The sequence below is a fragment of the Sorangium sp. So ce834 genome (genome assembly GCF_051521425.1).
Classification (GTDB): domain Bacteria; phylum Myxococcota_A; class Polyangia; order Polyangiales; family Polyangiaceae; genus Sorangium; species Sorangium cellulosum_D.
On the sequence record NZ_CP150351.1, the window covers coordinates 2,307,314 to 2,331,426 of the forward strand.

Sequence of the window (24,113 nt, forward strand, 5' to 3'; positions counted from 1 at the left end):
CCCTGCAGTCCGGATCTCCCTCGTGCGCGTCAGCTCGCGCAGGGCGGCGGCTTCAGCCGGTAATCCCGGTAGTCCCCGGGATTGCCCGTCTTGCCGTCGAGCGCCGCGATCGCGATGTTGTACATCTCGCGCGCGGTCACGTAGTGGAGCACCCACTCCTTACCATCGTTGTACCGGGTCGTGAGCTCCCGGTGCAGCGCGTGGCCCCCCGCGCCGAGCAGCGACTCCGCCTGATCCTCGGGCGCCCCGTGCGTGTAGACCTTGACGAACACCCACTCGGGCCGCCCCTCGATATGGATGTTCTGATCCACCCACGTCTTCACCCGGTCCGGCGTCGGCGGATCGACCGCCTGGAGCGCGCCGTACTCCATCCGCACCCGCACCCGGCTCCCCCGGCGCGTCAGCGCGAGCGCGAGCGGACCCTCGATCATCAGGATCCGGTCCTCCAGCACCTCGCCGACCTTCGCCCGGGCGCCCACGGTGTGGGCCCTCCGGCGCGCCAGGTTGCCGGTCGGCCAGTAGATCTGGTTCACGATGCTGTGCTGCGACTCGTCAGGGGCCGATGGGAACGTGTAATCGGCATAGCAGCCGGTCTCGAACAAGAGCGGGAGCTCCGCGTCGACTCCGCAGTTCCGCGAGTCCCGCCCGGAGTTCGCAAGACACCAGTTGCCGTGGATGAACCCGTATCGCATGCGCCCGTCCGCGTCGCGCGAGAAGTGCCCGTGCTTCCCGAGGGTCTCCAGGTAGCTGCGGATGTCCGCGCGCAGCTTCTCCTCCGTGTCGTTGTGGTGGTGCAGGTGCAGCTCCACCTCGCCGAAGCCGCGGCGCGTGAGATCCGCCAGCGCGTCGAGCCACCCGGGCGTGTACTGCTCCCCCGGGAAGAAGAAGCTATGGCGCGGGTTCTGGCCGTCCGCGTCGCGGTAGGCGCCGGCCATCTCGGGATATCGCTCCGACCACGCCCTCACCCGCGCGTCGCCGACCTCCGGCGTGGCGTTCTCCCACCCCGGCTCCCAGTGGTCGCAGACCGCGAAGAGGAGGTGTCGCGGGCCGATCGGACGCGGACTGCGGGCGTTCTCGATCCTCTGGCGAGCGTAGCCGCCGAGCCAGTTGTGGAGGTTCTTGTTCTTGAGGTACTGGAGCTTCGCCTGGAGTGTTCCGATCATGAGCTTTCTCGACCGCGACGCGTTGGACCGGCGGCCGCCGCGGCGGACCGGAGTCTACCCTGGCCCCCCCGGGCGCTGCTACAGCCGCCTCGTTCGTCCACGCCGCCGCCGACGCGGCCTCTCCCGGTGTCACCAGCCCGCCCTCCCGATGTGCGCGATCGGCCCCCGCCAGGATCCGCGGCGCGCGAGCGCTCCGCACAGGATTTCGCGCCACGCTTCAGGCGCTCAAGTCAAGAGGAATCAAGGCTGAGAGCACTGAAATGACGAACGGTGCGGCCGGAACGGAGCGGACGAGGCGCGCTGCGGCCCATCGGCGGCGATCCCTGCGCTGTGGCCAGCGGCGGTGGCAGCACACCGCCGCTGGCCACAGCGATCGGCTGAGGTACGACGCCCCAAGGCACCCGGCGCCGCTGCCCTGAAGGCAACCCGCCGTTTCCCGCCAGTACCGCACCGGGGCAGGGACGAGCGCTCCCGGCACGCCCGCTCGCTCGTCCCACGCAGCCTTACCGCCGGGGTGCGCGCACGCGGCCTGAAACCGAAACCCGCTCCCGTAGAGCTCTCATGTCCGTCCAGGACAGCCATCGTCGTGACCTCACCCTCACGGGCGCGCAATGTGCTTGCAAATTTTTTATCTGGCTGTCAGGAGCGCCATGCGCAGGACCCTGGGGGAGACAATTCGCCCCACGTGTGGCGATTTTGTCTCCCCAACCTCCACCATGGAGCGGCCGGCTGTTGTGTCCGCGGTGAGCGCACACACGGAAGTGTTGCTGGCATGATGCCTGCTCTCCGTGGTAGCTGACTGTAGGCATCACCGATATCGAAGGAGCCAGGCATGATTTCAACCCCGATGACGCCGACCGAAGATCTGGTCCCCCTCCCGCAGCGGAGGGCCTCCCTCGAGTCATCAGCCTCCATCGCTGACGCGTGCGAGCTAGCCCGGCGGCTCGCGGACATGATCGAGCGCCTCAGGTTCTGCACCCCGGAGGGCGATCAGGCCCAGACCCTCCGCATCGCCGAGGGGATGGCGCGGAGCGTGGCGGACGCTGTGAGCGACGTCATGCACAGCCGCCGCAGCCACGTGGCCTAGCCCAGCGAACACACGCCCACCGCAGCAAGGCCGAGACGGGGGGGCCCACTCCCGGCCTGGAGAACAGCATGGACCAGAAGCGCAAGGGATTGCGACCGGGGGAGCCTTACCCGCTCGGCGCGACGTGGGACGGCGTTGGAACGCAGTTCGCGCTGTTCTCGGAGAACGCCGAAGCGGTCGAGCTGTGCCTCGTCGACGACGAGGGGAACGAGCAACGCCTGCCGATGCGCCATCGCACCTCGCTGGTCTGGCACGTCTACGTGCCGGACGTGGGGCCGGGGCAGAAGTACGCCTATCGCGTGCACGGCCCGTGGGCGCCCGAGCGAGGGCTGCGCTTCAACCCGCGGGCCCGCCTGCTCGATCCCTACGCGAAGGCGCTCGCGTCGCGGGTCCGGTGGGAGGCCAACGCGTTCGCCCACCGCAGCGGCGAGCCGGACGGCGATCTCGTGATGGCCGACGGCGAGGTGCTCGGCCCCCCGCTCGGCGTCGTCATCGATCCCTCGTTCGACTGGAGCGGAGATCGGCGCCCGTGCGTGCCGTTCCACCGCAGCGTCATCTACGAGGCGCACGTCCGCGGCCTGACGATGCTGCACCCGGAGGTCCCGGAAGAGCTCCGCGGGACCTACCTGGGCATCGCCCACCCGGCCATCATCGGGTACCTGCGGTACCTCGGCATCACCGCCATCGAGCTCTTGCCCGTGCACGCCTTCGTGCACGAGAAGTTCCTGCTCGACAAGGGGCTCCGGAACTACTGGGGCTACCACTCGATAGGCTTCTTCGCTCCGGACGTCGACTACCGCGCGGGCGCCGAGCTGGCGTCCGAGGTCCGGCAGTTCAAGGAGATGGTGAAGGCGCTCCACGCCGCCGGCATCGAGGTCATCCTCGACGTCGTCTACAACCACACGGCCGAGGGCAACCACCTCGGCCCGACGCTGAGCCTGCGCGGCATCGACAACCCGACCTATTACCGGCTCGTCCCCGGCAACGAGCGCTTCTATTTCGACTACACGGGCACGGGCAACACGCTCAACGTGCGCCACCCGCAGACGCTCCAGCTGATCATGGACTCGCTGCGGTACTGGGTCCTCGACATGCACGTGGACGGGTTCCGGTTCGACCTGGCGGCGGCGCTGGCGCGCGGCCTCCACGACGTCGACCAGCTCTCGAGCTTCTTCACGATCATCCACCAGGACCCGGTGCTCAGCCAGGTGAAGCTCATCGCCGAGCCCTGGGACGTGGGCCCCGGCGGCTACCAGGTGGGCAATTTCCCGGTGCGCTGGGCGGAGTGGAACGGCCGCTACCGGGACACGCTGCGCGACTTCTGGCGCGGCGCCGGCGGCGTCGCCTCCGATCTCGGGTTCCGGCTCACGGGGAGCAGCGACCTCTACGAGAACAGCGGGCGCAAGCCGTACACGAGCATCAACTTCGTCACGGCCCACGACGGCTTCACCCTGGCCGACCTCGTCTCGTACAACTGCAAGCACAACGAGGCGAACGGGGAGGGCAACTGCGACGGCGCGGACGACAACCGGTCGTGGAACTGCGGCGCCGAGGGGCCGACCGACGACCCCGAGATCCTCCGGCTGCGCGCGCGCCAGATGCGGAACATCATGGCGTCGTTCCTCTTCTCGCAGGGCACGCCGATGATCCTCCACGGCGACGAGCGGGGGCGCACGCAGGAGGGGAACAACAACGGGTACTGCCAGGACAGCCCGCTCACCTGGCAGCCGTGGACCTGGGACGAGCCGTCGCGCGCGCTCCTGGAGTTCACGCGCAAGTGCCTCCGCATCCGGCACGAGCACCCCGCGCTCCGGCGCTCGACGTTCTTCAAGGGGCGCGCGATCCGCGGCGGCAAGGCGTACGATATCCAGTGGTATCGCCCCGACGGGGAGCTGATGACCGACGAGGACTGGTCGAACCCCTGCACGAAGTGCCTCGGGGTGTTCCTGTCCGGAGAGGGGCTGGACGACGTGGACGAGGCCGGCGATCGGCTGGTCGACGACGACTTCGTCCTGCTGCTCAACGCGTCGGAGTGCGACCTGACGTTCCTGCTCCCCTTCGACGACGATCCTAGGCCGTGGCAGCTCCTCGTCGACACGCAGGACGACGCGGCCACCGAGGCGCGGAAGGGCGGGGAAGAGACGGCGCTGATCGCGCGCTCGCTCAAGCTCTTCCTCCGGAGCCGGCGCGGCGCCTGAGCGGCGCGCGCCGCGCCTCAGAATCCGTTGTAGGCGCCGAGGAACAGGGGGGGCCCGGCGAACGCCGCGTCGAGGAGCGCAGCCGCCTTGGCGCTGCCCACCACGAAGCCCTGGCTCAGGAGATCGCGCGCCGACGTGGCGCCGAAATAGATCTGCGTGAGCCGCTCGATGGATAACGAGAGGCGGTCGCCCGCCGTGCTGCCGGGCGCCATCTGGACGCCGCGGGCCGCGAAGGTGACGTCGAAGGCGCGCGGCGCGTCGGTGAACACGGGGTCCTCGACGTCGAGGCCGATGGCGCCGCGGACGCCGTGCTTCCGCGGCGACGGGTGCAGCGCGAGCGCGGCGGCGACGTCGACGATGCGCCCCATCGCGCCGGCCGCCGTCAGGCCGAGGACGTTGCGGCGGTGCGCCGTGTGCACGGGCGGGCACAGGCCGGGGTGCCGGGCCGCCGTCTCGTACACCATCGGCTCGTCGCGGATGCCCGGCTCGTCGAGCAGCGGCGCGCCGTAGCCGCGCGGCAGCACCAGCTCCACGACCTCGTACTGATCGCCGAGCGCGCCGAGGAAGCCGATGAGCCCGCGGTACGCGCCCGACGTCGGCGCGCGGAGCTCGCGGACGAGCAGCTGCTGGACGCCGTAAGCGCCGCCCTCGGGCACGTCGAAGAGCAAGTAGCCGGCGATCGCCTTGGAGCCCGGATCGACGTAGACCGCGCCGCTCGGGGAGCGCTTGAACACGCGCACGTCCCACCAGTAGTCGCTCCGCGAGAGCTGCCCCGTGGTGTCGGCCCGCGCGAGGTCGTAGGCCTGCTTGATGAGCGGCTCGTCCCGCGGGCGGGAGAAGGCCCGCACGTGGCGGCGCAGCACCGAGTCCGGGAGCCGGTCGGGCGAGGTGCGCACGACGTCCCGGAGCTCGCACACGCCGAAGCCGAACCTGCGGTAGAACGAGAGCCGGGACGGGTGGAGCAGCGTGAGCGCCTCGCCGCGGCGGCGCATGCGGCGGAGGCTCTCGCGGACGAGCCGATCCGCGATGCCCCGGCGGCGGAACTCCGGGAGCACCGCGACGGACGCGAGGCCCTGGAAGGGGACGTCCGCGCCCGCGAAGCTCATCGTCAGGTCGAGCGAGGAGACGTGCCCGACGAGCTGGCCGTCGGTCTCGGCGACGATCACGTTGTCGAGAGCGAGGTGCGCGTGCTCGGTGAAAAACCGCAGCCACGCCTCCGGATCGCCCGCCTGGAACGCGCGGTAGGCGACCGTGGCGAGCGTGCCCTCCTCGCCCTTGCGGGCGCTGCGAAACACGAGCTCGTGGTTGGAACGGCTCGGGATGCGGGCGCGCGCCATGGCGGCTAGGCTAGCCCGCTTCGGGAGGCGCGCCCACAGGGCTCGGCGGCCCGGCGGCCATGGCCCGGTGGAGCGCGTCCGCCATCTCCTCGGCCGAGCCGAAGCGGCCGGTCGGCTCGCGGGACAGCGCCCTGACGAACCACGCGTCGAGGGCAGGCGTGACGTCGGCGGAGCGCTCGCTCGGGAGCGGGAAGATGCCGATACGGATGGCGCCGAGCAGCGCCTCGAGCCCCTTCTGCTCGAACGGCGGCGCGCCGGTGAGCGCCTGGTACGCCATGACGGCCACGGACCAGAGGTCCGAGCGGCCATCGACCCGCTTCGGGTTGAAGAACTGTTCCGGGCTCATGTAGACGAGGTTTCCGACGACCGCGCCCGTGGCCGTCAGCGTCGTCCCGTCGGGGTCGACATCCCCCTTGGCCACGCCGAAATCGAGCAGCTTGACGCAGGTGCTCCCGCCGTCGTCGGCGAGGAAAACGTGCTCCGGCGTGATGTCCCGGTGAATGATTCCGAGCCTGTGCGCCGCGGTGAGGCCCTTGCAGAGCTGCGAGACCATGGAGACCGTCTCCTGCAGGGACAGGCGCCCGGCGCGCGCGAGCCGGTCGGACAGCTCCTCACCGCGCAGCAGCTCCATGACGATGTACGGGAGGCCGCCGCCGGCGACGCCGTGCTCGTAGACCTCGGCCACGTGAGGGCTCTTGATCCTCGCCATGAGCGCGCCCTCGCGGTGGAACCGGGCGACCGCGATCGGATCGGTCGCGAGCGACGCGGAGATGAACTTGACGGCGACGTCCTTGCCGAGCCCGAGGTGGTGCGCTGCCCAGATGCTGCCGACACCCCCCATCCTGAGGAGGCTGACGAGCGAGAGGTGCGGCGCTACGTGGGACCCAGGCTCAAGCCGCATAGACGATCAGTATGCATGACGGTCCCTAGTCTGGCCACTGACGGAGCCGCGGATCCGCGCACGGCGCCGCGCGGCTCAATACAGCCCCTCGGGTGGCCGACCATCGGACATGAACTTCTTCGCCACGGCCGCGATCCGACGCGCGCTGAGCTCCCGCCGGACGGGAACGACATAGGTGAGCAGCGCCTCGAGGTACGCGCCGTCGGGCTGCGGATCGGACGACTCGAGGCGCCTGAGCGCCTCGAGCGTCTTCACGGCGTGCGCCGTGAAGATCGGCCTCACGGCGGCGTCGAGCGCGGCGAACGGCGCGAGCTCCGCGAAGGCGCGGAGCCGTCCGCCGGCGTCGAGCTCGCGCGCGATCGCGAGCGCCCCGCCGACGTCGCGCGCCTCCGCCGCCTGGCGCAGCGTGCCGCCGGGCGCGCACGCCGTCAGCGCGGGCGGCGCGGCGGCGTCCGCGCTGCGGAGCTTGCCGACGAAGCCGGCGGCGAGCACGGCGAGCTGCGCGGCCTCGCGCGGGGAGGCCTCGCGCCCGAGCGCGGCCGCCGCCTCGGCGAAGGTGACGGCGTGGGTGACGTCGAGCACCCCGACCTCGGCGTCGAGGCGCTGCTCCCAGGCCGAATCGAAGCGCGCGAGGCGGACGGCCGCGGCGTGGCCGATCGCGACGAGCAGCGCGAGCGGGCCGGCGCCGCGCGCGAGCCAGCGCACGGTCGCCTCCACGGCCGGCCGCTCCCCGGCGAGCACCTCCGCCTCGAAGGCGGCGCGCTCCGCCGGGTCGAGCGGCGCGGCGGCGCCCGGGCCGGCGCCGCTCGAGCCCGCGGGCGCCTCGGCGCCGGGCAAAGGCAGCTCGGCGAGGCGCGCGAGCGCGGCGCGCGTGGCGGCGAAGGGGGGCAGGCTCGTGTCGGCGGTGGCCCAGGCGAGCTGCACCGTCGAGGCGGCGAGGACCTCGTCGGCCGCGGACGAGAACCGCTCGGCCAGCTCGAGCGCCTTCGCGAGGAAGATCGCGCCGTGCCCGTAGTCGTAGAGGTGCTGCGCGACGAAGGGCAGGAGCGCCCGGCGCGCGCCGGCGGCGCCGCGGACCTCGACCAGCTCGCGCATCCGCGCCTCGGCCTCGTCGCGCCGCTCCGCCGCGAGCGCCTCGCTCACCTTCGCCGGCTCGTCGAGCTCGAAGTCGACGATGCGCGCGAGCGGCGAGCGCGCCGTCGCCCGGCCGGCGCCCTTGCCGCGCGGGCCGAGCCGGGCCGACGCCTCGCCGATCGCGTGGGCGGCGACCACGAACGCCTCCTCGGCGGGGACCCAGCCGCGCTCGACCCAGGCGCAGAGATCCGAGAGCAGCGCGAGGCCGTGATCGAAGCCGTACTCGGCGCGCTCGGCCCCGTCCTTGGCGAGCACCTCGAACGCGAGGTGGAGGCTGCCGAGGCCGGTCTCCATGCGGTGGAGCCCGAGCGCGCCCAGCCGGAGGCCGTCGCGCAGGGCGCGCGCCGGGTCGTCGCGGAGGATCGCCTCGCGCAGGCTGGCGACGAGGCGCCGCACCTCGGCCGCGGTGTCGACGGCCCGGTTGAGCAGCACGCGGCCGCCGTCGACGCGGGTGGCGTAGCGCCGCACCGGCTCGCCGCCGAACGTGCAGGCGCCCGAGGCGACGTCGAACTTCCAGTTGTGCCACGCGCACGTCAGCACGCCGCCGCGCAGCGCGCCCTCGGAGAGCGGGTAACCCTGGTGAGGGCAACGATCGTCGAGCGCGTGGACCTCGCCTCCCCGGAGGACGCAGGCGAAGCGCCGCCCCGCGTCGTCCTTGCGGAGCACGGGCTCCTCCGCCGGAAATTCGGAGAGGGGGCCCAGATCGATCCAGTCCGGCTTCATGGCTTCCCTGCGCTGCGGCGCGCGGCACGTCCGATCGCGGGGTGCGTCGCGCCAGCGACGCGCATGGTAGCCGAGAGCAGGGCGGGGAGGGACCGCGAACCCCGGGCGCGCCTGGCGGAGACGCGGGAGCGCCCGCGCCGGTCGATCACCCCTTCACGCACAGGACCTGCCGGAGCTCCGCGACGATCTCCACGAGATCGCGCTGGTCCTCCATGACGCGCTCGATCGGCTTGTAGGCGGAGGGGATCTCGTCGAGGACGCCGCCGTCCTTGCGGCACTCGACGCCGGCCGTCTGCGCGGCAAGGTCCTTCGTGGTGAAGCGCCGCTTCGCCTCGCCGCGGCTCATCTTGCGGCCCGCGCCGTGCGACGCGCTCTCGAACGCCTCGGGGTTGCCGAGGCCGCGGACGATGTAGGAGCGCGTGCCCATCGAGCCGGGGATGATGCCGAGCTCGCCCTTGCCGGCGCGGATCGCGCCCTTGCGCGTCACGAGCACCTCCTCGCCGAAATGGATCTCTTCTGCCACGTAGTTGTGATGGCAATAGATGGCTTCCTGGATCTCGAGCTGCGGGAAGTGCCGCCGGAGGACGCCCTCGGCGAGGTGGAACATGGCCTCGCGGTTCGCGCGGGCGTAGCGCTGCGCCCAGAAGAGGTCGTGCCGGTAGGCCTTCATCTCCGGGGTGCCGGCGAGGAAGACCGCGAGCTCGCGGTCGGGCAGGTCGCGGTTGTGGGCGAGCTTCTTCGCCGTGGCGATGTGGATCTCGGCGAGCTCCTTGCCGATGTTGCGCGAGCCGGAGTGGAGCATCAGCCACACGCCGCCGTCCGCGTCGAGGCAGAGCTCGATGAAGTGGTTGCCGCCGCCGAGCGTGCCGAGCTGACAGCGCGCCTTCGTGAACAGCCCCTGGACCTTCGGGGTCAGGCTCGCGAACTCGTCCCAGAGCGGCAGGCCCGCGAACCCCTTGAGCGGCGTGTCGTGGGCGGCGAACCCGACGGGGATCGCCCGCTCGAGGTCGCTCCGGAGCCGCTTGAGCTCGTCGGGCAGGTCGGCCGCGGTGAGGTTCGTGCGGAGCGCGCCCATGCCGCAGCCGATGTCGACGCCGACGGCGGCGGGCGCGACGGCGTCCCGCATCGCGATGACCGAGCCGACGGTCGCGCCCTTGCCGAAGTGGACGTCGGGCATCGCGGCGACGTGGTGGAACACCCAGGGCAGGGCGCTGATGTTGCGCAGCTGCTCCAGAGCGACCGGCTCGACCTCCTCGGGCCGGGTCCACAGCCTGATGTCCACGTTCTTGCCCTTGATCTGCGCCGGTCCCATCCGGGAAGCGTAGCGCGCGGCGCGCCGGGCGGCGAAGGGCGGGGAGGGAGGAAGGAGAGGGCAGGGGAGGCGCGCGCCGCCTCCCTCGCGGGTCACGGGAGGAGGTTCGAGGCGTCGAGGTCGAGTTGGTGGACGCCGTACCGATCCGCGGCGACGAGGACCTCGTCGCGCGCCGGATCGAGCAGCACCCGGGGGGACCACGCGCCGTGGAAGAACGCCTGCGCCACGGGGCTCCGCGGGTCGTCGTAGTCGACCATCAACGCGCCGCCGTACATGTTGAAGAACGCGCGGCGCTCGGCGGCGTAGGGCATGAGCGTCGTCCAGCGGTCGACGGGCGTCTCCGAGAGGACGTCGAACCCGGTCGACGTCCTCGTGCGGCTGGCCCTCAGGATCGCGAAGCTGCCGGGCTCGTCGCCGTGGCTCCATCGCCAGTACGTCGGCCAGCTCCGCTCGGCGTACGTCAAGAGCGCCCTCTGGTGCTGATCGATGAGGACGGTGTCGCCGAGCGCCTTACCGGTGAGCTCCTGGTGATTGTCGAGGTGCGCGAGCCCGCCGTGCAGCGTCGATTTCGCGAGCGCCGGCTCGATGAAGTAGGGCCCCCACACCCGGTCGCGCGTGAACACCTTCGTGCCGCGGATCGCGAGGGCCTCGCCGGGGATGTTGATCGCCGGGCCGAGGGCGGGCGCCCCCGGGTGGGACAGGTCGACGCGCCGGAGGAAATAGCGCGCGTGGGGGCGCGGGTCGTGGGGCACGGCGGTGGGCCGCTTGACGGAGATGTAGACGTCGCCCTCGTGGGAAAGGGAGCTCACGGCGTCCTCGTCGGCCGGGAGCGCGAGGGCGGGCGCCAGGGTCGGGTGATCCGGGTCCGAGAGGTCGACCACGTGGACGCTCATCTGCCGGATCTGGCGGCCCACGTCGCCGGCGTAGCAATACGACTCGATCAGCCCGTCGAGCGCGGCCTCGTCGAGGACCGGCGCGCAGGCGTCCTTGGCGCCGAGCCGCGTCGTGCACGCGGCGAACCCGCCCGCGCAGTACTCCGGCCCGCCGTCGAGCGACTGGCAGGTGCGCTGCCCCGTGTAGTACGTGCAGCCGTCGAGGCCGGTGCAGGCGTCGTCGCCGTGAGCGTACGTGACGTGCGAATCGCACTGATCGCCCGGGCCGAGATCGAGCCAGCCGTCGGTGTTGCGCGTGAACGTGAGCGACCTGTTCGTGACGTGGACCCTCGTCGGCTGGTCATAGGAATCGTCGTAGGAAGCGCCGTAGGTCGGGGGCAGGGCCGTCGTGACGAGCTGGCCCGCCGCCCGCGGCCTTCGCGGGTCCGAGAAATCGACGACGCTGATCGTGGTCTCGTAGTCCGGCCAGCTCACGTACCGGGAGGTCACGACGGCGAGCAGGTCGTCGCCGACCTTGTAGTAGCTCGCGTCGGGCGTGACCGGGATGGTCGCGAGCGGCGTCGCGAGACCGGCGTCGTCGTCCGCGTCGATGACCTCCGCCAAGGCCATCTCGTCGGGCTCGCGCTGCGGGGAGTCCTGCTCGGGGTTGCGGATGCGCACGCGGGTATCGCCGTACGCGAAGATCGCCTTGTAGGAGGGGGCGAGATCGAGCGCGCCGAGCCGCTCCGGGGCGTCGAGATCGCGCTGATCGTAGAGGCTGAGCTGCGTCTCCGACACGTTCGCCGCGGTGCTCGGGTCGACGCGGAACGAGCGGCGCACGGGGGAGGCGTGGCTCATCACCCCGCGGCGGGTCAGGGTCGCGCCCGAGAACGTGAAGATCTGCACGCCAGACTCGTGCTTCCACACGCCGCTCGTCCTGTTGTAACCGGTGAACGGCAGCAGCACGAGGCCCGTCTCGGTCTCGCCGGTCGGCGCCTCCACGCTCACGGCGTCGTCGAGCACGGTGAACGCGCGGTGATCCCAGCTGGCCTCCGACCAGCTCCAGGCGCCCTCGTCCCCGCTCACCTCGGCGCGCGCGAGCATCGGGCTCGGATGGGTCAGGTCGGTGATGTCGTACAGGCTGGCCGCGAGCCTGCGCGTCCCGCCCTCGTCGTTCACGCCGACCCCGATGAGGCGGGTCGCGCCGAGCACCGGGCGGAAGAAGTCGTTCCAGCCGGAGACGATGAGCTCGCTCTTCTCCTCGATGTTCCCCTCGGGATCGATCGAGAACGCGTGAAAGGGGTCCACGCGGAGGTGGGTGACGGCGAACGCCCGGTCGTCGAGGAAGACCGCGCCGAAGAGCGGCTGTCCGTCGCCGAAGTCCTCCTCGTCGATCGGCGCGAGGTTGTCCGGATCCGAGGCGTCCCACGTCTGCAGGTGGCTCGCCCCGCCACCCCACTGCGGGCCGGAGAAGACGCGCAGCATGTCGTCGCGGAAGTCCATGTGGAACTGCGAGCGCACATAGCCGTCCACGGTGACCGTGTCGCGGAGCGCCATGGAACCGTCGACGCTCGAGATGTCGACGAGCGACACCTGGCTGTTCTCGCGGTCCCAGCCCTCGGGCCCCCGCGCCACGAGCAGGACGTCTCCCGCGCCGTGGATGTCCGTCACGTACCCGCCGAGATCGAGCTGGCTGCGCTCCACGAGCCCGCCCTGCGTCACCTCGAAGCTCTTGATCACAGCCTCGTTGTGCCACTCGTACTGATCGTTCCCGAGATCCGTCCACCCCCAGTTGGTGCTGGCCACGTAAAGGGCGTCCCGGGTCGCGCCGTTCGCGTAACGGCTCGTCTGAATGGCTCCAGGTACATCGAGCTGTGACAGGAGCTCGGGCGCGTTCCGGTTGGAGATATCGATGAGCAGGACGGCCCCGCCCGCCCGGCGATCCATGATGAGGCTGCCCGGGGTGGCGCGGAGCCCGACCCAGTCGTTCAGCAGCACGATCGCGCGGTCGCCATCGACGTACATCTCGACCGGCGTCCCGGCGACCGGCATCTGGCCGACCATCGCCGGGCTCTCCGGATCGTGGATGTCGATGACCTGCAGGCCCCGGTAACCGTTGAGGTTCAGGAGATGCCCGTCCTCGATGACCCGGTAGATGTCGCCCTCCTCGAGCTCGGTCTGCTCTTCTTCCTCTTCTTCTTCTCCTTCTTCCTCTTTTTCCTCTTCTTCTTCCCCGTAAACCATCGTGGGCAGATCGTCCGCCGATACGAACGACGTGCTCCCGCCGAGGGGCTCGGCGTCTTCGGTCGTATCCTCCGCGGCCGCTCCGGCCGTGCATCCCGGACCGATCGCGAGGAGGGCCGCCCCGAGCCATGATGTTAACGCTGTATTGCGTCGTGTTGAAATGAGCATTCCGCCACCCGACTCCTTTCGTCTCAGACCCGATGAGGGCACGAAACCCATGTAGTTCGCCGTCTCCGCGCTATCGGCGCAAGCGATGAATCACCCGGGAACATCTAGGAGTCTCGCTGTCGCGCGGCCGTCACAGGCGGCTTTGGGCTCGCCGCGCGCACGGCGCGCACGGCACGCGCGGCGCGTACACGCGGCGCCGATGTGAGCATCGAGTCGCGACGACAGGGGGCGAGCGCCCGACCTACGGGGTGCCGCGATCCCCGTTCGGCCTTGCGGGGCCTCGGGGTTCTTGGTACGCGTCGATATCGCTGCTTCCGGGGTACTTGTCCATGCCGTCTTCACGCGCCCTCTCCACCGCAACCCTTTTGGCCGTGGCCGCCGTGTCCTCCGCGCTCGCGATCGGTTGCGATAGCCGCAAGCCCGCCGAGGAGGCCGCGGCCGGGAAGCCCGACGCCGCCGCGCCGGCCGCGTCGACCGGCGCCCCGGAGGTCCGGAAGGCCGCCGCGACCCAGGGCGACGACCGCTTCGCGGCCCAGATCGCGGCGAATCTGCCCCGGGTGCCCGACCCGGCGATCCAGGTCCCGGCGGGCGGCGGCGCGGGCGCCGAGCTCGACAACGACACCTTCCGCGATCGCACCGTCGCCTTCGTCCGCCAGGTGGCCGCGGGCGGCGACAAGGTGACGTGCGATCTGTCCCTGTCGTCCAAACGGCCCTTCCGCGCCGTCGTGATGGGGTTCCAGGAAGGGAAGCAGATCGCCCGCGGGGAGGCGTCGGACGCGGGGCTCTGCGTCGCGCTGAAGGAGGCCGCGCGACGGGCCGTGGCCGCGGCGGGGGGCGCGCGCGAGGCGCTCGCCGGCGCGCGGCTCGTCGTGGAGCTGCCGGATCATCACGAGTCGATGATCGAGAGCGTCGAGCGCAAGGGGAAGGGCCTCGAGCTCACCCAGGGGCTCGTGCCGGTCCGCGCCCTCGACAAGGCCCTCCTCGCGAAACGCATCGAGGACGGCAAAGGCTATCTCTCGCGCGTCATCGATCCGACGCACAAGGGGGTTCACAAGTACTACCACGCGCCCGCCGACCGGTTCGAGGACGAGCTCCACACGATCTACACCGCGTCCACGGCGCTGACCCTGCTGAAGCTGCACGCCTACAAGCCCGACCCGCGCCTGCTCCGCACGGCGATCGAGGCCGCCGGCTTCGTGATGGGCATGCAGAGCCACGAGACGCGCGATCGGACGGCCGGCGCCTACTTCTACGCGTTCGATCTGGAGCGGAAGCGCCCCGAGCGCCGGCTGGTCGTCGGCACGGCGTCGAAGTCGATCTTCACGCTGATCGAGCTCTACAACGTCACGAAGGAGAAGAAGTACCTGGAGTCCGCCGTCCTCGCGGCCGACTGGCTGATCTCGATGCAGCGGCCGGACGGCAGCGTGCGCTCGGCCCTGGTCGGGCAAGAGGGCGGCGCGTGGAAGGTCCAGGGGAAGGAGTCGACGCTCTACACGGGACAGGTCCTCTCCGCGCTGTCGCGCACCTACCGGGCCACGAACAACAAGAGGTACCTCGACGCCGCGGCCCAGACCGCGGACTTCCTGCTCGCCAGGATCGCCAAGAAGGGCTGTTTCCTCGGCGACGAGTACAGGAAGCCCAACCCGATCTCGAGCTCGTGGGCGGTCCAGTCGCTGCTCGACTTCGCCAAGGCGAGCGGCGATCCGCGGGTCGAGCAGACCGTGTTCCGCTGCGCCGACGACCTCGTGAAGCGGCAGTGGCGCAGGCCCGAGGACGCCTACCGGTACGGCCGCTGGCAGCGGTCGCTCTCGAGCAGCGGGAGCGGGTGGCTCGCCGAGGTGATGTCGGAGGTCCATCACCACTGCCGAACGAAGGGCATGGCGGGCTGCGACCGGTACAAAGACGCGGTGGTCGCGGCGATCCGGCAGATCTTGCAATACACCTACGGGCCCGAGAGCTCCTTCATGGTGAAGAACCCGAAGGCGGCCGCCGGCGGGGTGTTCTGGAGCGTGCGGGACCGCTACGTGCGCACCGACTCGGTGTGCCACGCGATGAACGCGTACCTCAACATGTTCGGCGAGCTCGGCGACGGGCCGCTGCTGACGCTCCCCGAGCGGCCCCTCGCCGAGCGGATGGCGCTCGCCGCGGAGGCGACGAGCGCGGGCGCGGCGGACGCCGGGGTCGCCGAGGAGGACGGCGAGGAGAGCGACGAGCCCGCAGCGGGGCAGTCCGGGCCCAAGGGCGACGATCCCGAGGAATGAGCGCGCGCTGGCGGGCCGGCGGCGCTCTGGAGCGCGCGCCGCGACACCGCGGCGCTCTACCGGGCTCAGCGCTGGAGACCCCGTGGTCGCGCCCGCGGGGCACTCCCCGCCAGCGGTCGAAACCGGGCGAGCCCGGCGCGGGGTGGTGTATAGGGATCCTGCGTGATCGACCCGACCGGGGGGCGCCGCAGGAGGTCCAGATCCGATGAGCAACGACGACGTGGACAGTGGGACCGGCGCGCTCTCCGGCGCAAACGAGGCTCCGCGGGCGGGCCGCGCGGGCGCGGAAGCGGCGGCGGGGGCGATGAAGATGGCCTCTGCGTCCTCGACGGCGGGCTCGACGGGCGTCGCGTTCGCCGAGGCCCTGGCCGCGCTCCGCGCGGGCCTCGGCGGCGAGCCGGATCATCTCTTCCTGAGCTACACCGAGGGCCACGATCTCGGCGAGCTCGCGCGCGTCACGGCGGCGCTTCCGCCCTCGGTGCGGGTCCACGGGTCGAGCTCCTGCCTCTCGGTGATGACCGCCGCCGGCGTCCACGGCGCGCCGGGCGCCGGCCTGGCGCTGTTCGGCATCGCGGATGCGCGGGGCGCGTACGGCGCGGCGGCCGAGCCGATCGGGGAGTCGCCGCGCGCCGCCGCCGCCCGCGCGGCGCGCCGCGCGATGGAGGACGCCGGCCGGGCGGGCAAGCCGCCGGCGCTGTTCTGGCTGACCGCGCCGCTCGGGGTGGAGGAGCAGGTCCTCTGCGGGATCGAGGATGCGGTCGGGGCCGACGTGCCGGTGTTCGGCGGCACCTCCGGGGCGAACTCGCTCGACGGGGCGCTGTCGCAGCTCGGGCGCGGGCAGGCGCACCGCGACGCGGTGCTGCTGTCGGCGTTGTACCCGTCGGGCGAGATCGCCTATGCGTTCGGCTCCGGCTACACGCCGACCGAGCACCGGGGCTGGGTCACGCGCTCGGAGGGGCGGCGGGTGCCCGAGATCGACGGGCAGCCGGCGGCGGAGGTCTACAACCGGTGGACCGGCGGCAGGTTCGCCGCGCAGCTCGGCGGCGGTTCCATCGCGGCGGAGAGCGCGCTCAGCCCGCTCGGCCGGCCTTCCGGCTGGGCCGGCAAGGCCCCCCAGTTCCTGCTCATCCACCCGAACGCGGTGGACCAGGACAACGCGCTGACGTTCGGCGTGCACATCAGCGAGGGCGACGAGCTCGTGCTCATGAAGGGGTCGAGAGAGGGCCTGCTCGATCGCATCACGGCCGTCGCGGGCGCCGCGCTGGAGGCCGCGCGGCCTTCGTTCCAGCCGCAGGGCGCGCTCGTGATCTTCTGCGCCGGGTGCATGCTCGCGGTGCGCGACGACATCGGCCGCGTGGTCCAGGGGATGAGCGCCGCGCTGGGGCCGACGCCGTTCCTCGGCATGTTCACGTTCGGAGAGCAGGGGTGCTTCGTCCGCGGCAAGAACCAGCACGCGAACCTGTCGATCGCCGTGGTCCTGTTCGGGCAATCGGCGTAATCGGCGTAATCGGCGTAGATGAAGCCGCGGCGTACGGCGGCGATAGCGCCGCTCCAGGAGTGATTCGATGTCTCAGGTGAAGATTTACGGGATCAAGGACCGGCTCAACCCGGTGAAGGAGAAGCTGTCGCGGGTGATCCACGCCTGCGTCATGGAGGCGCTGGGGATGCCGCAGGACAAGCGGGCGCACCGCTTCTTCCCGATGGAGCGCGAGGACATGCTGGCGCCGGGCGGTCGCACCGACGCGTATACGATCATCGAGATCTCGATGATGACCGGGCGCACCGTGGAGACGAAGAAGAAGCTCGTGCGGCTCCTGTTCGACAGGATCCGGGACGAGGTCGGCATCGATCACCAGGACATCGAGATCTGCATCTCGGAGTCGCCGCCCCACGACTGGGGGTTCCGCGGCATGCACGGGGACGAGGTCAAGCTGAACTACAAGGTCAACGTCTAGCGCGCCGATCTCGCTGAAATCCCGTGAAAATCGATTCATGGGAAGAGGACCGCAAGGTCGCAAGGGACGCAAGGGGAAGAGACGGATCCAATTCCATCTCTGTACCCTTGCGCCCTTGCGGTCTCTTCTGTCGCTTCACGCCGTCCGCTCGCCGCTGGGCGGCCGCTCGACGTCGCGCCCGAGCCACGCGCGCGCGAGCTCCCTCACCCGCGCGTTCGCCGGCACCTGCTCCATGTAGCGGAGCCGCACGGCCGCGTCGGGGATCTTCCGGGCGCGCTCCTCGACCGCGCGCAGCGCCTGCTCGATCGCGGCCCGCGCGCGCGCCGTGTCCCCGCCGGCGAGCTGCGCCTCGCTGACCGCGAGGCGCAGCGGGATCTCGCTGTACCCCAGCGAGCCGCCGAGCGCCGCGAGGCAGCCCAGCCCCTCCTCCGAGGCCTGCCGGGCGGCCTCCGCGCGCCCCTCCCGGAGCAGCGCCTGGATGAGCGTCCGGTAGACCAGCGGCCGGTAAAACCGGTCTCGCTGCAGGACCGCGAGCGCCTTCTCCGCCTCCTCGCGCGCCTCCGGGAAGCGGCCCCGCGCCACGAGGACCCGCGCCAGCGCGCCGTGCGCCGGCCCCACGGTCGCCTCCATGGCGCCGATCTCGATGAGCTGGTTCGCCAGGTCCGTGATCTCGTCCAGGTGCTCCGGCGCGCAGCACTCCGAGAGGAGGATCAACAGCCACACACGGACGCTGGAGACCGTGAAAGCGTCGTTGATGCGCAGCGTGCGCTCCAGCGACTCCCGCAGCTTGCGCTCCGCCTCGGCGTGCTCGCCGAGCTCCGCCATCGAGAGCGCGGTCGAGCTCGCCGCGAACTCGCGCCAGCGCCAGGGGCTCACCTCGAAGAAGACCTCCTCCGCGCGCCGCGCGTCCTCGTACGCCTGCCAGGGATCGTCCCCGAGGAGCCGCAAGAACGTGGAGCGGCTGTAGCGCAGCTGCGCGTGCGCGAGCTCCTCGCTCTCGGGCACGCGGGTCGCGAGCTGCTCCAGGCGCGCCAGGAGGCGCAGCGACAGATCGCGCATGCCCCAGTGGCTCAGGGCCGTGATCGCCGTCGCCACGGGCATGCAGCACGCCGCCTCGCCCCCGGGCTCGGGCTCGCTGCTCATGATCGCGTTCACGAGGGGCTCCAGGTCGTCCGCCAGGCCGAGGTGGCCGGTCATCACCACCAGCCGGCCCACCGCCCTGTTCCAGGCGACGCTCCCCCGCGGCAAGAGCGACAGGGCCTCTTTGCCGATCTCCAGGCCCACGTCCCAGTCCTCGCGCAGGAAGCAGACGTCGAGCTTCATCCCGAGGAGCCGGCCCAGGATGTCGCCGCGCGGCCCGCAGGCGATGCCGCGCTCGACGCGCGAGAGCATGCCGTCGTAATCGTTGCTCCGGTACGACTGCTCGGCCGCTCGCAGGTAATACAGCGCGGCGCGCTCGAGATCCCCGCCGAGGTGCGCGTGCTCGGCCAGCACCATGGGGTCCGCCTCCCCCGCCTGCTCCAGGTGCGCCCCGGCGAGCTGGTGGCCGAGCCGCCGATCCTCCGCAGCGAGGAGGCCGTACGCGGCGTCGCGCACGAGGACGTGGCGAAACCGGTACTCCGCGTCGCCGGGGAACCGGCTGCTCCACTGCACCTCCACCATCTCGGAGCGGACCAGGCTCTCCAGCCATCGATCCGCCCCGTCGCCGCCGGCCGCCGCGCGCTCTTGCCCGAGCATGGCGAGCACGCCGCTGCGCCAGAACGTCTGCCCGAACACGCTCGCGCTGCAGAGCACCTTGCGCGCCTCCGGCTCGAGGCAGGACAGCCTGGCCTGGAGCATCGCCAGCACCGTGGCGGGCTGCCCCTCGGTCTTGCCCTCGACCACCGCGCGGATCAGCTCCTCCAGGAACAGCGCGTTGCCCGCGGCCTGCTCGACGATGCGCGCCACCAGGCTGGGCGGGACCTCGGCGCCGAGCACCGCGACCACCAGCCGCTCGGCCGCCTTCTTCGTCAGTCCGGCGAGCGGGACCCGGTGCACGACCCGCCCCTGCCACAGCTTCGGAAACACGTCGTGCACCTCGCGGCGCGCGAAGGCCAGCACGAAGAAGGCGCGCTCGCGCAGCTCGAGCAGGGCGGCGTCGACGAGCTTGACCGTGGCCGCGTCGCCCCAGTGCAGGTCCTCCAGCACGAGGAGGCAAGGGCGCGCCGCGGCCTCGGCGCTCAGCAGATCCACGAAGGCGCGGCGGATCTGCTCGCTCATGATCTTCGGATCGCTGCGCGCGGCGCTCAGCGAGGCGCTCGGCCGCTCGACCGCGATGCCGCACAGGGCCGCGATGAACTCGCTCACCCGCTCGGCGTCGGCCGGCGGGACGCGCTGGCCGACGCGCCGGCGGATCTTGGCCTCCTGCGCCGCGGGGGGATCCCCGACCTGCACGTCGCAGAGGCGGCGGAGCGCCTCGCCGAGCAGGGCGTGGGGCGAGCCGGCGCTCATCGGCGCGCCGCTCGCGAACAGCACCTCGAGGCCGGGCGACCGGGCGCGGAGGCGCCGGAGCAGCTCGTGCCGCAGGCGCGATTTGCCCATGCCGGGCGCCCCGATCACGAGCGCGCCGGACGGCGCCGCCTCCTCGATGCACCCGTCGATCGCGCCGAGCAGCATCGAGAGCTCCTGCTCGCGGCCGACGCAGGGCGTCGGGCGGCCGAGCAGCGGGCGCGACTCGTCGACGCTCGCGCGCTCGCCGGTCAAGGCCAGCTGCCCGCCCAGCGTCGTGATCAGGAAGCGCGGCTCGAGCAGCCTCGAGCTCAGCTCGTCCAGCCAGATCCCCGGCTCGAGCGCGGCGCCCTGCGGGTCGGGCTCGGCCGTCACCGTCGGCTCCGCGCCGCGCAAGAGCGCCACCGCCCGGTCGATCGCCTCTCCGGCGGGGACGCCGCCCTGGAGCAGCCCGCGGCCGGTGGTCAGCGCGATGCGGGCCTCGGGCCAGTGCTGCTGCACCTCGAGGGCGCAGCGGGCGGCCGTCGAGACCTGATCCACCGCGCTGCTCGCCGGCGACACGATCACGATCAGCGAGCCGTCCGCCAGCCACTCGGCGCGGCCGCCGAGGCGCGCGAGCCGGAAGCGCAGGGCGTCGCGCGTCGGGCGGGCCCAGGTCTGGGCCGTGGATGGCGGCAGCGTCTCGCTGGGGTGGCCGGAGGCCGGCACGGCGAGGACGACGCTGAGCAGCTGCATCGCCTCGCCGGTGAGCGCCCGGGGCGTCGGCGGCGCCGCGAGCACCGGCGCTGGCGCCTCGTCGCCCTCCTCCAGCAGCGTCAGGGCGGCGAGCTGCTCGCGGAGCGCCGCGGCGTCGCGCGGGCGCCGCTGAGGATCCTTGTCGAGCATCCGCGCGAGCAGCTCCGCCAGCGCGGGCGGCGTGTCCGGGCGCAGCGAGCCGACCGGGGGGACGTCGTCGAACAGGATCTTCGCGAGCACGCCCACCAGATCCCGGCCGGCGAACAGGTGCTTCCCGGTCAGGCACTCGAAGAGGACGCACCCGAGGGCGAAGACGTCGACGGCCGGCCCGAGCTCGCGGTCGCCGCGCGCTTGCTCCGGCGCCATGTAGCCGGGGGTGCCGACGAAGCGCCCGGTCCCCGTGAGGGTCATGCCGGCCGCCGCCCAGCGCGCGATGCCGAAATCGAGCACCGTGACGCCGTCGACGCGCTCGTCTCGCAAGAACAGGTTGCTCGGCTTGATGTCGCGGTGGACCACGCCCCGGCCGTGGGCGACGGCGAGCGCGTCGGCGACCCGCGTGAGCAGCGTCACGCACTCGGAGATGCGCAGCGGCCCGCCGTCGAGGCGCTCGCCGAGGTCCTTCCCCGACAGCCACTCCATCGCGAGAAAAGGCCGGCCGTCCTGGGCTTTTCCGTGCGCGAGGTACGCGACGATGGCGGGGTGCCTGAGATCGGCCAGGAACCGCGCCTCCCGCAGGAAACGCTCGGTCTCCTCCGAGCGCGCGGCGTCCGCGTGCAGCAGCTTGAGGGCCACCGGCGCGCCCGTCGTCACGTCCCGGGCGCGAAATACCTCCCCCATGCCGCCCCGCCTGGCCAGCGTTTCGATGAGGAACCGACCCGCAACCAGAGAACCTTCGAGGAACGACACGGATCGAGCCCTCCACCACCACGGCCGCGCCGAGCGCGCGGCGTGACCGCCCGGCGCGCATGCGAGGATACCCAACTGGACCGCCCGGCGGATCGGTCGTTGCCTTGTTGCTGGGGCCGGCATTGCACTACAGCGAGCGGTGTGTCAGTGGACGCATTTGTGTCCAGGTGTGCACGTGGAGGCGTGCGCGCACACGCCCTGCGGCGTGCGCGCACGGGGCGTGGGCCGCGGCCGGACCGGCGAGCCGCGCGCGTCGGCGGATGTTTCGCGGCACGAACGATGCTGGTCGCGGGATCGATGCTCACCCCGACGGAGGGGCGTTCCTTCATGTCGTCCCATGATGCCGAGTTGCTGCGCGACAGCTTCGAGCTCGTCGTGCAGCGTGATCAGGAGTTCCCTCGCCTCGTGTATCGGGCCCTGTTCGAGCGGTACCCGCAGGCGAGGCGGCTCTTCACCCGCAACAGCCCCGGGGCGCAGGGCACGATGTTCGAGCGGGCGCTCATGGCGGTGCTCGACCACCTCGAGGACGACGTCTGGCTCACCGAGAAGCTCGCGCGGCTCGGCGCCCAGCACGCGGCCTACGGCGTGACCCCGGAGATGTACGAGTGGTTCGGCGAGGCGCTCGTCGCGGCGCTGTCCGAGGTGAGCGCCGCGGACTGGACCGAGGCGCACCGGGACGCGTGGACCCGCGCCTACCGCGTCATCGCCGCCCGGATGCGCGCCGGCGAGCGCGCGCCCGCCCGGGTCGCGCCGGGCGCGTGAGGCGGGCGCCGCCGCCCGCGCTGGCTCAGCCCTCGCTCGCCTCTTCGTCCGGCCCGGCGATGCCGTGGCGCTTCATGAGCCGGTAGAGGGCGAAGCGGTTCTTCAGCCCGAGGAGGCGCGCCGCGGTCGTCACGCTGCCCTGCGCCTCCGCGAGCGCGGCCTCGATCTCGGCGCGCCCGAGCGAGCCGGAGTCGGACGGCTGGGGCGGGATCGACTTGCCTGGATCCGTCTTGGGGCCGGCCCGGGGATCCGTCTTGGCGTCGCCCGCCTCCGGGCGGAGCACCGCGCAGAGATCGGGCGTGAGGGCGAGGAAGTTGTCGTGGCTCGACCCGAGGGCGATCCACATGAGCCGCTCCAGCTCGCGCAGGTGGTGCGTGTAGGGGTGGCGGAGCAGCGCCTCGATGAGCGCCGGCGCGATCCGCGGCTCGGCGAGCCGCTCGCCGCGGCGCTCGAAGAAGCGCTCGGTCAGCTCCGGGCTCTCCCGCGCGGCCGCGGCGAGCAGGTGCCGCAGGAGCAGCGGGATGTCCTCGCGGCGATCGGGCAGCCCGGGGACGCTCACGGTGATGAGGAATCGCGCGAGGAAGTCGTGCTTCAGCGACTCGACGGGGCGGTTCGTCGCCGCGATGACGCGCAGATCCGAGCGGCGCACGCGCGACTCGCCGAGCCGCTGGTACTCGCCGTCGCGGTCGAGCACCCGCAGCAGGTGGGCCTGCAGGTGCGGCGGGAGCTCGCCGATCTCGTCGAGGAAGAGGGTGCCGCCGTCCGCCTCGCCGATGAGCCCGGGGCGCTCGGGGCTGCCGACGTTGGGGTAGCCCTTGGCCGTCCCGAACAGCTCGGCGTCGACCAGCCCCTCGGGGAAGGTCGCGGCGTTGCGCGCGACGAACACGTCCGCGCGGCGGCGGGAGAGCGCGTGGATGGCGCGCGCGGCGAGCTCTTTTCCGGCGCCGCTCTCGCCGCGCACGAGCACGTGGTTGCCGGACTGCGCCGCGAACGCGAGGGCGCCGCGCAGCGCCCACACGGCCGGGCTCTCCCCGACGATCCCGTGCGTGTCGGCGTCGCCGAACGAGAACCGCGGCGCCTCCTTGAGCGCCTGGATCACCTCGAGGCTCCACCGCCGCCGCACCACGAACAGCACGAGGGCGTTGTGCAGGGTGAGCGTGTCGCCGGCCTTCACGAGGCCCTGCGTCGCGGGCGTGCCGTTGATGAGCAGGGGGCAGCGCCCGATCGAGCGGACGGCGAGCAGCCCGTCCTCGGTGGGCGTGAGCTCGAGCTGGAGGCGCGAGATCCGCGGGCCTTCCAGCGGCGGCATCATGGCCCAGCCCACCGGCCGCTGACGGTGGAAGGCGAGGCGCGGCGCGCTGTCCTGGGACTGCGGCCCGCCGCGGCCGAGCACGCAGCGCCCCTCGACGAGCGCCGCCTCCCCGACGCGGTGCGGCTCCTCGCGCGACCAGGCGATGACCAGGTGGAAGAACTCCGGGGCCGGCTCTAGGTCGTTCCGGCCCCACAGGAGGCTTCGATCGGTCAGGGTCGTCGTGGACGTCACGGAGGAGATTCCGGAGCGTGATTTTATCACGGGAGGCCGACTCCGACATCGGTAACGTTCCGGGGGGCGGGCCGGGCCCATCCGCGCTGCGCGGGCAGCCGCTGCCGTGGAGGCGGCGGCTGGGCGTGCGCGTGGGCGTGCGCGCGCGGGGTGGCCGGAGTTGCCCCTGGAGAGACTCTCCCCCGCCGAGCCTGACGTGCTCCGCGAGGACGAGGCGGATCGTGCGGCGCGGAGAGGCCGGCGCGGGCGCGGACGGCGCCGCGCGCCTCGGTCGCTCGTCCGGCGCGCCGTCCTCCTCCGCGCCGGTCTCGCCTTCCTCTTCACC

The 24,113-nt window shown here is 72.2% G+C and carries 14 protein-coding genes; 6 read left to right on the plus strand and 8 right to left on the minus strand.

Annotated elements, in window-relative coordinates; genetic code table 11:
- Positions 1 to 29: 29 nt before the first annotated feature.
- Complete coding sequence (locus WMF20_RS08360) at positions 30 to 1,163, minus strand: hypothetical protein (protein ID WP_437612193.1); 1,134 nt, start codon at positions 1,161 to 1,163, stop codon at positions 30 to 32.
- Between the two features lie 832 nt (positions 1,164 to 1,995).
- On the opposite strand from WMF20_RS08360, the gene WMF20_RS08365 reads away from it, so the two are divergent.
- The gene (locus WMF20_RS08365) at positions 1,996 to 2,250 is read left to right on the plus strand and encodes a hypothetical protein (protein WP_437612195.1); all 255 of its coding nucleotides are present in this window, start codon (positions 1,996 to 1,998) and stop codon (positions 2,248 to 2,250) included.
- A 68-nt stretch (positions 2,251 to 2,318) separates the two neighbouring features.
- Positions 2,319 to 4,448, plus strand: a complete 2,130-nt coding sequence (gene glgX, locus WMF20_RS08370) for a glycogen debranching protein GlgX (protein WP_437612197.1) — start codon at positions 2,319 to 2,321, stop codon at positions 4,446 to 4,448.
- Between the two features lie 17 nt (positions 4,449 to 4,465).
- Here glgX and WMF20_RS08375 read toward each other — a convergent pair whose 3' ends face one another.
- From WMF20_RS08375 to WMF20_RS08395, 5 genes are all read right to left on the minus strand, one after another.
- On the minus strand, positions 4,466 to 5,785 hold the full coding sequence (locus tag WMF20_RS08375; RefSeq protein ID WP_437612199.1) for a GNAT family N-acetyltransferase: 1,320 nt from the start codon (positions 5,783 to 5,785) through the stop codon (positions 4,466 to 4,468).
- A 10-nt stretch (positions 5,786 to 5,795) separates the two neighbouring features.
- Entirely contained in the window at positions 5,796 to 6,686 is an 891-nt protein-coding gene (locus WMF20_RS08380; protein ID WP_437612201.1) for a serine/threonine-protein kinase, read from the minus strand.
- Positions 6,687 to 6,761: 75 nt separating this feature from the next.
- Positions 6,762 to 8,543, minus strand: coding sequence for a Rieske 2Fe-2S domain-containing protein (locus tag WMF20_RS08385; protein WP_437612203.1), 1,782 nt, complete (start codon positions 8,541 to 8,543; stop codon positions 6,762 to 6,764).
- 145 nt (positions 8,544 to 8,688) lie between these two features.
- On the minus strand, positions 8,689 to 9,855 hold the full coding sequence (locus WMF20_RS08390) for an RtcB family protein (protein ID WP_437612205.1): 1,167 nt from the start codon (positions 9,853 to 9,855) through the stop codon (positions 8,689 to 8,691).
- Between the two features lie 92 nt (positions 9,856 to 9,947).
- Complete coding sequence (locus WMF20_RS08395; RefSeq protein ID WP_437612207.1) at positions 9,948 to 12,971, minus strand: beta-propeller domain-containing protein; 3,024 nt, start codon at positions 12,969 to 12,971, stop codon at positions 9,948 to 9,950.
- A 539-nt stretch (positions 12,972 to 13,510) separates the two neighbouring features.
- On the opposite strand from WMF20_RS08395, the gene WMF20_RS08400 reads away from it, so the two are divergent.
- The 3 genes from WMF20_RS08400 (at position 13,511) to WMF20_RS08410 (ending at position 17,355) form a co-directional block, all read left to right on the plus strand.
- Positions 13,511 to 15,400, plus strand: coding sequence for a D-glucuronyl C5-epimerase family protein (locus WMF20_RS08400; protein WP_437612209.1), 1,890 nt, complete (start codon positions 13,511 to 13,513; stop codon positions 15,398 to 15,400).
- Positions 15,401 to 15,605: 205 nt separating this feature from the next.
- Positions 15,606 to 16,898 carry an FIST signal transduction protein gene (locus WMF20_RS08405; RefSeq protein WP_437612211.1) on the plus strand — a complete coding sequence of 431 codons (1,293 nt, stop codon included), beginning with the start codon at positions 15,606 to 15,608 and terminating at the stop codon, positions 16,896 to 16,898.
- A 67-nt stretch (positions 16,899 to 16,965) separates the two neighbouring features.
- Positions 16,966 to 17,355, plus strand: a complete 390-nt coding sequence (locus WMF20_RS08410) for a tautomerase family protein (protein ID WP_061624068.1) — start codon at positions 16,966 to 16,968, stop codon at positions 17,353 to 17,355.
- 135 nt (positions 17,356 to 17,490) lie between these two features.
- Here the strand turns inward: WMF20_RS08410 and WMF20_RS08415 are convergent, their stop codons facing one another.
- Entirely contained in the window at positions 17,491 to 21,414 is a 3,924-nt protein-coding gene (locus WMF20_RS08415) for a serine/threonine-protein kinase (RefSeq protein WP_437612213.1), read from the minus strand.
- Positions 21,415 to 21,810: 396 nt separating this feature from the next.
- On the opposite strand from WMF20_RS08415, the gene WMF20_RS08420 reads away from it, so the two are divergent.
- Positions 21,811 to 22,245, plus strand: coding sequence for a globin domain-containing protein (locus WMF20_RS08420; RefSeq protein WP_437612215.1), 435 nt, complete (start codon positions 21,811 to 21,813; stop codon positions 22,243 to 22,245).
- 25 nt (positions 22,246 to 22,270) lie between these two features.
- On the opposite strand, the gene WMF20_RS08425 is transcribed toward WMF20_RS08420, so the two are convergent.
- Entirely contained in the window at positions 22,271 to 23,788 is a 1,518-nt protein-coding gene (locus WMF20_RS08425; protein WP_437612217.1) for a sigma 54-dependent Fis family transcriptional regulator, read from the minus strand.
- Between the last annotated feature and the right edge of the window lie 325 nt (positions 23,789 to 24,113).

Coding starts and splice junctions, on each gene's coding strand:
- WMF20_RS08410 (WP_061624068.1), top strand. CDS start 16,966: ATGTCTCAGGTGAAGATTTACGGGATCAAGGACCGGCTCAACCCGGTG.
- WMF20_RS08415 (WP_437612213.1), bottom strand. CDS start 21,414: ATGGGGGAGGTATTTCGCGCCCGGGACGTGACGACGGGCGCGCCGGTG.
- WMF20_RS08390 (WP_437612205.1), bottom strand. CDS start 9,855: ATGGGACCGGCGCAGATCAAGGGCAAGAACGTGGACATCAGGCTGTGG.
- WMF20_RS08360 (WP_437612193.1), bottom strand. CDS start 1,163: ATGATCGGAACACTCCAGGCGAAGCTCCAGTACCTCAAGAACAAGAAC.
- glgX (WP_437612197.1), top strand. CDS start 2,319: ATGGACCAGAAGCGCAAGGGATTGCGACCGGGGGAGCCTTACCCGCTC.
- WMF20_RS08365 (WP_437612195.1), top strand. CDS start 1,996: ATGATTTCAACCCCGATGACGCCGACCGAAGATCTGGTCCCCCTCCCG.
- WMF20_RS08420 (WP_437612215.1), top strand. CDS start 21,811: ATGTCGTCCCATGATGCCGAGTTGCTGCGCGACAGCTTCGAGCTCGTC.
- WMF20_RS08395 (WP_437612207.1), bottom strand. CDS start 12,971: ATGGTTTACGGGGAAGAAGAAGAGGAAAAAGAGGAAGAAGGAGAAGAA.
- WMF20_RS08385 (WP_437612203.1), bottom strand. CDS start 8,543: ATGAAGCCGGACTGGATCGATCTGGGCCCCCTCTCCGAATTTCCGGCG.
- WMF20_RS08380 (WP_437612201.1), bottom strand. CDS start 6,686: ATGCGGCTTGAGCCTGGGTCCCACGTAGCGCCGCACCTCTCGCTCGTC.
- WMF20_RS08405 (WP_437612211.1), top strand. CDS start 15,606: ATGAGCAACGACGACGTGGACAGTGGGACCGGCGCGCTCTCCGGCGCA.
- WMF20_RS08375 (WP_437612199.1), bottom strand. CDS start 5,785: ATGGCGCGCGCCCGCATCCCGAGCCGTTCCAACCACGAGCTCGTGTTT.